This window comes from Shewanella kaireitica, assembly GCF_023284045.1.
Taxonomy (GTDB): domain Bacteria; phylum Pseudomonadota; class Gammaproteobacteria; order Enterobacterales; family Shewanellaceae; genus Shewanella; species Shewanella kaireitica.
On record NZ_JAKIKQ010000033.1, the window covers coordinates 1 to 7715 of the forward strand.

General features: G+C 46.2%; 2 protein-coding genes. Both read left to right on the forward strand.

Translation table 11 applies throughout. The features are described from left to right. Window positions 1-4294, forward strand: a 4294-nt coding sequence (locus L2730_RS21765; protein ID WP_248976472.1) for a VCBS domain-containing protein, incomplete at its 5' end; no start/stop codon positions are given. Between the two features lie 258 nt (window positions 4295-4552). Continuing rightward, window positions 4553-7715: retention module-containing protein (locus L2730_RS21770; RefSeq protein ID WP_248976473.1), on the forward strand; the 3163-nt coding region annotated here is incomplete at its 3' end.

Here is a 7715-nt window from a genome sequence, read left to right on the forward strand (position 1 = left end):
CCTCGCCCAAGGTGAGATGCACGATGAGACCTTCTTGGTTACCGTGACCGATGAGCATGGCGCCTTCAGCCAACAATTAGTGACCGTGACAGTCACCGGCACCAACGATATTCCGCTTATCACTTCCACTATTGAAGATGCTACTGGCGATGTATTAGAAGCGGGCGTGATGGATGGCGGTAACGTTCCGGAGCCTGGCAACCTGGTCACTGGCGGCACTTTAACCGCTGATGATGTGGATAACGGCGCCAGCTGGAGCTGGAGTTTCGTCGCCCAAGTCAACGATTACGGTACCTTTAATATTGATGCCGGCACTGGCGTGTGGAGTTACACCTTAGCCGATAACGCGCTGGTCAACGCCCTCGCTCAAGGTGAGATGCACGATGAAACCTTCTTGGTCACCGTCACCGATGAGCATGGCGCCTTCAGTCAGCAATTAGTGACGGTGACAGTTACCGGGACTAATGACATTCCGCTTATCACTTCCACTATTCAAGATGCTACCGGTGATGTATTAGAGGCTGGCGTGATGGATGGCGGTAACGTTCCGGAGCCTGGCAACCTGGTCACTGGCGGCACTTTAACCGCTGATGATGTGGATAACGGCGCCAGCTGGAGCTGGAGTTTCGTCGCCCAAGTCAACGATTACGGTACCTTTAATATTGATGCCGGCACTGGCGTGTGGAGTTACACCTTAGCCGATAACGCGCTGGTCAACGCCCTCGCTCAAGGTGAGATGCACGATGAAACCTTCTTGGTCACCGTCACCGATGAGCATGGCGCCTTCAGTCAGCAATTAGTGACCGTGACAGTTACCGGGACTAACGATATTCCGCTTATCACTTCCACTATTCAAGATGCCACTGGTGATGTATTAGAGGCTGGCGTGATGGATGGCGGTAACGATCCTGAGCCGGGCAACTTAATGACTGGCGGCACCTTAACCGCTGATGATGTGGATAACGGCGCCAGCTGGAGCTGGAGTTTTGTCGCCCAAGTTAATGACTACGGCAGCTTTGATATTGATGCTGACACTGGCGTGTGGAGTTACACTTTAGCCGACAACGCACTGGTCAACGCCCTCGCCCAAGGTGAGATGCACGATGAGACCTTCTTGGTTACCGTCACTGATGAACATGGTGCCTTCAGTCAGCAATTAGTGACCGTGACAGTCACCGGCACTAACGATATTCCGCTTATCACTTCCACTATTCAAGATGCTACCGGTGAGGTACTTGAAGCGGGCGTGATGGATGGCGGTAACGATCCTGAGCCGGGCAACTTAATGACTGGCGGCACCTTAACCGCCGATGATGTGGATAACGGCGCCAGCTGGAGCTGGAGTTTTGTCGCCCAAGTTAATGACTACGGCAGCTTTGATATTGATGCGGACACTGGCGTGTGGAGTTACACCTTAGCCGACAACGCACTGGTGAACGCCCTCGCCCAAGGTGAGATGCACGATGAGACCTTCTTGGTCACCGTCACCGATGAGCATGGCGCCTTCAGCCAACAATTAGTGACCGTGACAGTCACCGGCACCAACGATATACCTGTTATCACTTCCACTATTCAAGATGCTACCGGTGATGTGCTTGAAGCCGGGGTGATGGACGGCGGTAACGATCCGGAGCTTGGCAACCTAGTCACTGGCGGCACCTTAACCGCTGATGATGTGGATAACGGCGCCAGCTGGAGCTGGAGTTTTGTCGCCCAAGTTAATGACTACGGCACCTTTGATATTGATGCGGACACTGGCGTGTGGAGTTACACCTTAGCCGACAACGCACTGGTCAACGCCCTCGCCCAAGGTGAGATGCACGATGAGACCTTCTTGGTCACCGTCACCGATGAGCATGGCGCCTTCAGTCAGCAATTAGTGACCGTGACAGTGACCGGCACCAACGATATACCTGTTATCACTTCCACTATTGAAGATGCCACCGGCGATGTATTAGAGGCTGGCGTGATGGACGGCGGTAACGTTCCCGAGCCTGGCAATCTGGTCACTGGCGGCACTTTAACCGCTGATGATGTGGATAATGGCGCCAGCTGGAGCTGGAGTTTTGTCGCCCAAGTCAATGACTACGGCAGCTTTGATATTGATGCAGACACTGGCGTGTGGAGCTACACCTTAGCCGATAACGCACTGGTCAACGCCCTCGCCCAAGGTGAGATGCACGATGAGACTTTCCTAGTCACCGTCACTGATGAGCATGGTGCTTTCAGCCAGCAACTGGTCACCGTGACAGTCACCGGGACTAACGATATTCCTGTACTCACTGTAGATACATCTGGAGGAGTAACGGAGGATCTAGAAGTCGTTAATCAAATGATAAGTGATACCGGGGCATTAAGTTTCACTGACGTGGATACCGGCGACACCGCAAGCGTTTCCTTTCTCTACAATAGTGATATAACCTGGAATGGAGGTACACTAACAGATGTATTAACCCAAGATCAGATCAATCAGTTGATTGCTGGGTTCAGCGCCGATCAAGATAGTTGGGACTTTAGTATCTCAAATGAGTTGATCCAGTTTTTGGGAGAAACGGAATCGATTACACTCAGCTTTAACGTCACTGTCACAGATAATAATGGCGCATATGACACCGAAGTCGTCACAATAACCATCGATGGTGTAAATGATGTCATTGAAGGTGAATTCGCTAAAGAGATCTGGGTTCCAGCCGCTGTGGGAGAAATAACCGATCCTTACTTGAGCGGATATCCTTTACTCGTCACTAAGCCCTCAGATATAGACGTAAACGACACAATCACCATCACAAATTTGGCACTTGTACTGCTCACGCCTGACTTAGATCCTACAGTCGAATTAGGTAGTGTCTATTACATGATAGATGGCGGAAACACACTTACATTAATAGACTTTGATAATCCACCAGAACTAAGTGCAACTGAGCTGGAAACCTTAGTATACGTTCCAGGGGATAATGGTGAAGTTGACTACCAGTTGGATCTGTCTTTCACCTTTACAGTAAATTCAGGCAGTGACTCGATTGATGGTGAATTTATTATTCACTCTGTACCAGCAAACAGCTTAGCGGGTCAGACTGTTCAAATTGGTGACGGTTCGAGTCCACTCACATCAGGTAATGATCAAGATGCAGACTTAGTCATCAGTGAGCAGTTTGCTAACGCGATGAACTCAGATCCTGACAGTGGCTCATTGCAGCTATTTACTGACTACCAGAAAGCGCCTTTTGATATTCCAGTTCCTCTTAATGAGCAAGATGAAAATACTCCAGCAGGTGCAGCGAGAGAGTCAGAGGTATCAGTTAGATTAACAATAGGTAGCGCCATTTTTGAAGTCATACCTGAAAATGATGGTGACGGTATTATTACTTGGTCTTTCGATGCTGATTCAGGCTTGATGAAAGCGGAAATTGATTACAGCGCTATATTCCTATTAGATGGAAATGGCGATCCTACCGCAACATCTTTAGCCGACTATATTATGGCTAATCCTTTAGCCGCCAATGATATTTGGCGAATTACTTATTTGGATGATAATGGCGGTAACTTCCAAGCTCGATTTGTTGAAGCTGTCTTTACCCATGATCAGATTGCCGATGATTCGATCACCGTTGTTGGTACCGACAATATCAATAACCTCATATTCGGTAGTACAAGTTCTGACTCACTAACAGGCGCTAACTTGGATGATCGTATTTTCGGTCGTGAAGGAAATGACATCTTAAAAGGCCTTGCTGGTAATGATGAGCTTATTGGTGGTTCAGGCAATGATGATATAGAAGGTGGTGAAGGCAATGATATTCTTATAGGTGGTACAGGTACTGACACTATAGAGGGTGGAATTGGCAGAGATTATCTATCAGGAGGACAAGGCAGCGATAGCTTAGATGGTGGTGGGCTCAATGGCTCTGATGATGGAGAAAGAGACTTCTTCGTTTGGGAGCAAGATAGTGCAGATAATAGTACAGATACTGTTTACAACTTTAATAACGACGTAGATGTGCTCGATTTAACAGGGCTACTGGTCGGTGAAGAAAACGGTAGCCTAGAAGATTTCTTCTCCTTTAGCTTCGCTGGCGGTAACACTACAATCACTATAGATGCAAACGGACTTGGTATCGGAACAGATGGGGTAACAATTGTTTTGGATGGCATAGATCTATCACTAGTCTACGGTAGTAATAATGAATCTGACATTATCGCCGGGCTAATCGCCGATGATGCATTAATCGTCGATCCAAATGGCACCTTTATCCCTCCTTATGAGCAAATCGATCAAGGAAACATTATCCCTTAGAGGAATCAGTCTAAAGTCGTACCCGCTTGCGAGTCAGTCCATATAAGGATAGAAGTCACTATATTTAGTGGCTTTTATTTTTTCTAACACTAACGATTTAACTGCAAGTTAATAAGTTGTGATTTTTTCACAATCAAGTTAGTGTCAAAAAATTGACCATTGTTTGCATCTCCTATAATATCGGTTAATGAGAAGTTACAGATAATAACGCGCAAGCTACATTTCAATTGAAGATGTGTCGCGGCAAGGAGCAAGACGATGAAGTCGATAATTACAACAAAAGCAGGCCACATTCAGAACGTAACAGGAGCTGTTACCGCTGAAGTTAACGGTAATGTCAAAAATGTAGTAAGTGGCGACTTCATTCCTGCTGGAACTAATTTATCTATAAACGACAGTAGCTTTGTTGAACTTCGTCTTGAAGACGGCTCAATCATCTCCTCTAATAGTGAAGCGATTCCTTCTGCAACCACATCTCCCTCTGGTACTGACCAAGAAGCCCTTAATGAAATCGAAGAGATCCAAGCGCTTATTGCGGCTGGGGAAGACCCAACAGAAGGTCCTGATACTGCTGCAGGCAATCAAGCTGGAAGCGAAGGAACGTCAGGACATGTCTCTGTCGACCGCGGCGGCGCAGAAACAATAGCTAGTTCAGGGTTTGACACTACAGGCCAAAATAATGATGCTCAAATAACCAGTCTTGCAATCAATAATCAAACCCAAAATACGGGTGAAGATAACAACTTTTTAGTCGCACAGTTTACCGATAACTTTGTCAATGGTGTTGCATACACAACCTCATCAGGACTTTCTGGGTTTACAGGGGATATGGGAGCTCCAGGGTCTTTTGCATATCTTCCTGGCGACACAATCACCTTTAGCGTGGGTGATGTCACCATCGCGACATTTAGTGCTGATGCGATTCAAGGTACTATCCTATTTTTACAAGATATTGCCGGTACCTCTTTATCTGACAGCAACTTAAACTATGTAGAGAATATGGCGATATTCCTGCAAGCATTGGATAGCGATCTGTCTGATGGTAACAATGACGGTCTACTGCAAACAAACAGCGATTCTTTAAATCTAGATGCTAGTTACGCGACTAATATTAATATCGTACTTGCCATACACCAAGCACTCTCAGGCTATATAGACCCGACCACTGGCGAGCCACTGAATATTGCAACAGCTGGTAAAGAGATGTTGTCGTTAGTTCTTGCCCAGCTAGGTATTGAATTTACTCGAGAGAGTGAACGTTCACCTGATGAGCAAAACATATTTGAAAGCTTGGCCATGGCTCATGTTGCTGACACGATTGATGATTTAGCTGGAGACCGCGCTCCTGATGCCGCAGATGAAAGACAGGTGGATATTCTTGATGTTCCCGGTGGTCTTGTTACCTACAACTACAACGAACTCGATGGACGTATTACATTTTCAGCAGACGATTTACTCGCCGGCGCTACAGGCCAGCAAGTTATCACTGAAAACCTTGTCGTTAAAAATGTACAGTTAAGCGCAGAATTCCAAGATATTGGTACGTTGGTGGATTTAGGCGATGGTAACTACGCCATTATCCTTAATGAAGGTATCAACCAGTATGATCTTGAAGGGCTCACTTTAGATTATCGTGTCGAAGATTGGACCGCATTTAGAGATATAACATCCCAAACACAAGATCAGTATAAATCACATTTATCAGCCGATATTCCTGACGTTTTTGAACATGATGGATTCAACCAATTCACTTTAAACAGTGAGCTGGTATTTGATGAGGATTCAGCTCTTGAGATCACATTTACCAGCGAGCTATTGAGTGAACAGTTCGGTATACCCATTGCGGAATATGCTGATGATTATATTGTTCCAATTCAATACTCAAACGATGGTGGCATAACGTGGCAGTCAATGACTGTGACTTCGATCGATTACAGCGGCAGTATTCCTCGCCCTGTATTTGGTTTTACTTTGGGTGCAGGCGACTCAAGTGTATTAATTCGTGTGCCTATTTTTGATGATGCACAAATTGAGCCTACAGAGTATTTTAGAGCTGTTGTTACTGGTGAAAATGTCTACGACGAGACACTACAATTCGCAATTTTTGACAATGACAGCCCAGCAGGCGATCTACCACTTATCAACATCGATTACGCTATTGTAGTTGAAGGAATGGAGAATGCAGTATTCACTCTGAGCCTAAGTGAAGCCAGCACAGAAACCATTACCGTAAACTATTCAAGCGAAGAGCTTACTGCACTGTTTGGTGAAGACTTTATTAACGTATCAGGCACAGTAACATTCTTACCAGGGCAAACTACAGCTTATATTACTGTTCCTATCGTTGATGATCTTATCGTCGAAGGTAGCCCTGAATTTGCGTTAATAAACCTGACCGATCCGATCAATGCGGCTCTTGCAGACTCTCAAGGCACCTTGCGCATATTCGACAATGACAGCCCGATTAATGCTGATATCGCAATCGATTTAGATCCAATAACTGGCGATAACCTAGTGACTAATGAGGAAGGGCAACAGTCCATCATTGTTACTGGAACGGTTACTGCTGATGCAGCTATCACTATTGGTATTGTGGTTGTCACCATCAATGGCACCAATTATCAAACGTTAATGAATGCTGATGGCACATTCTCTATTACTGTCTCGGGTTCAGAGCTTCTTCTAGATGCCGACACCGTTGTTGACGCCATTGTTTACGGGTTTGGTAATAATGGAGAAAGAGCTGAAGGTACCACTACCGAGAACTATGACTTAGAAACTGTTCTTCAAAATGACAGCCAAACAATAGCCGAAGATACTATTGCAACTGGCAACGTTCTCGATAACGATAGCGATCTAGATGACCAGCTCACAGTGATAAGCTTTGAAGTTGATGGTCAAACGATTGCTGCCGGAACCACAGTAGAGCTTGATGGTGGCAGCTTAGTCATCAATGAAGACGGTAGCTACACCTTCACACCAAACGAAAATTGGAACGGCAGCGTTGCTGTCATTACTTACACCACGAATACAGGCTCTACGGCGACACTCACCCTTGAAGTGACGCCTGTCGATGACCCAAGCCAGCTTGCAAATGACAGCAACACGATTGATGAAGACAGTGTTGCCACCGGCAATGTGTTAGATAATGATGGCGATATCGATAATGATCTAACTGTGGTGAGCTTTGAAGTTGATGGCCAAACGGTTACTGCGGGAACCACTGTAGAGCTTGATGGTGGCAGCTTAGTCATCAATGAAGATGGTAGCTACACCTTCACACCAAACGAAAATTGGAACGGCAGCGTTCCTGTCATTACTTACACCACGAATACAGGCTCTACGGCGACACTCACCCTTGAAGTGACGCCTGTCGATGACCCAAGCCAGCTTGCAAATGACAGCAACACGATTGATGAAG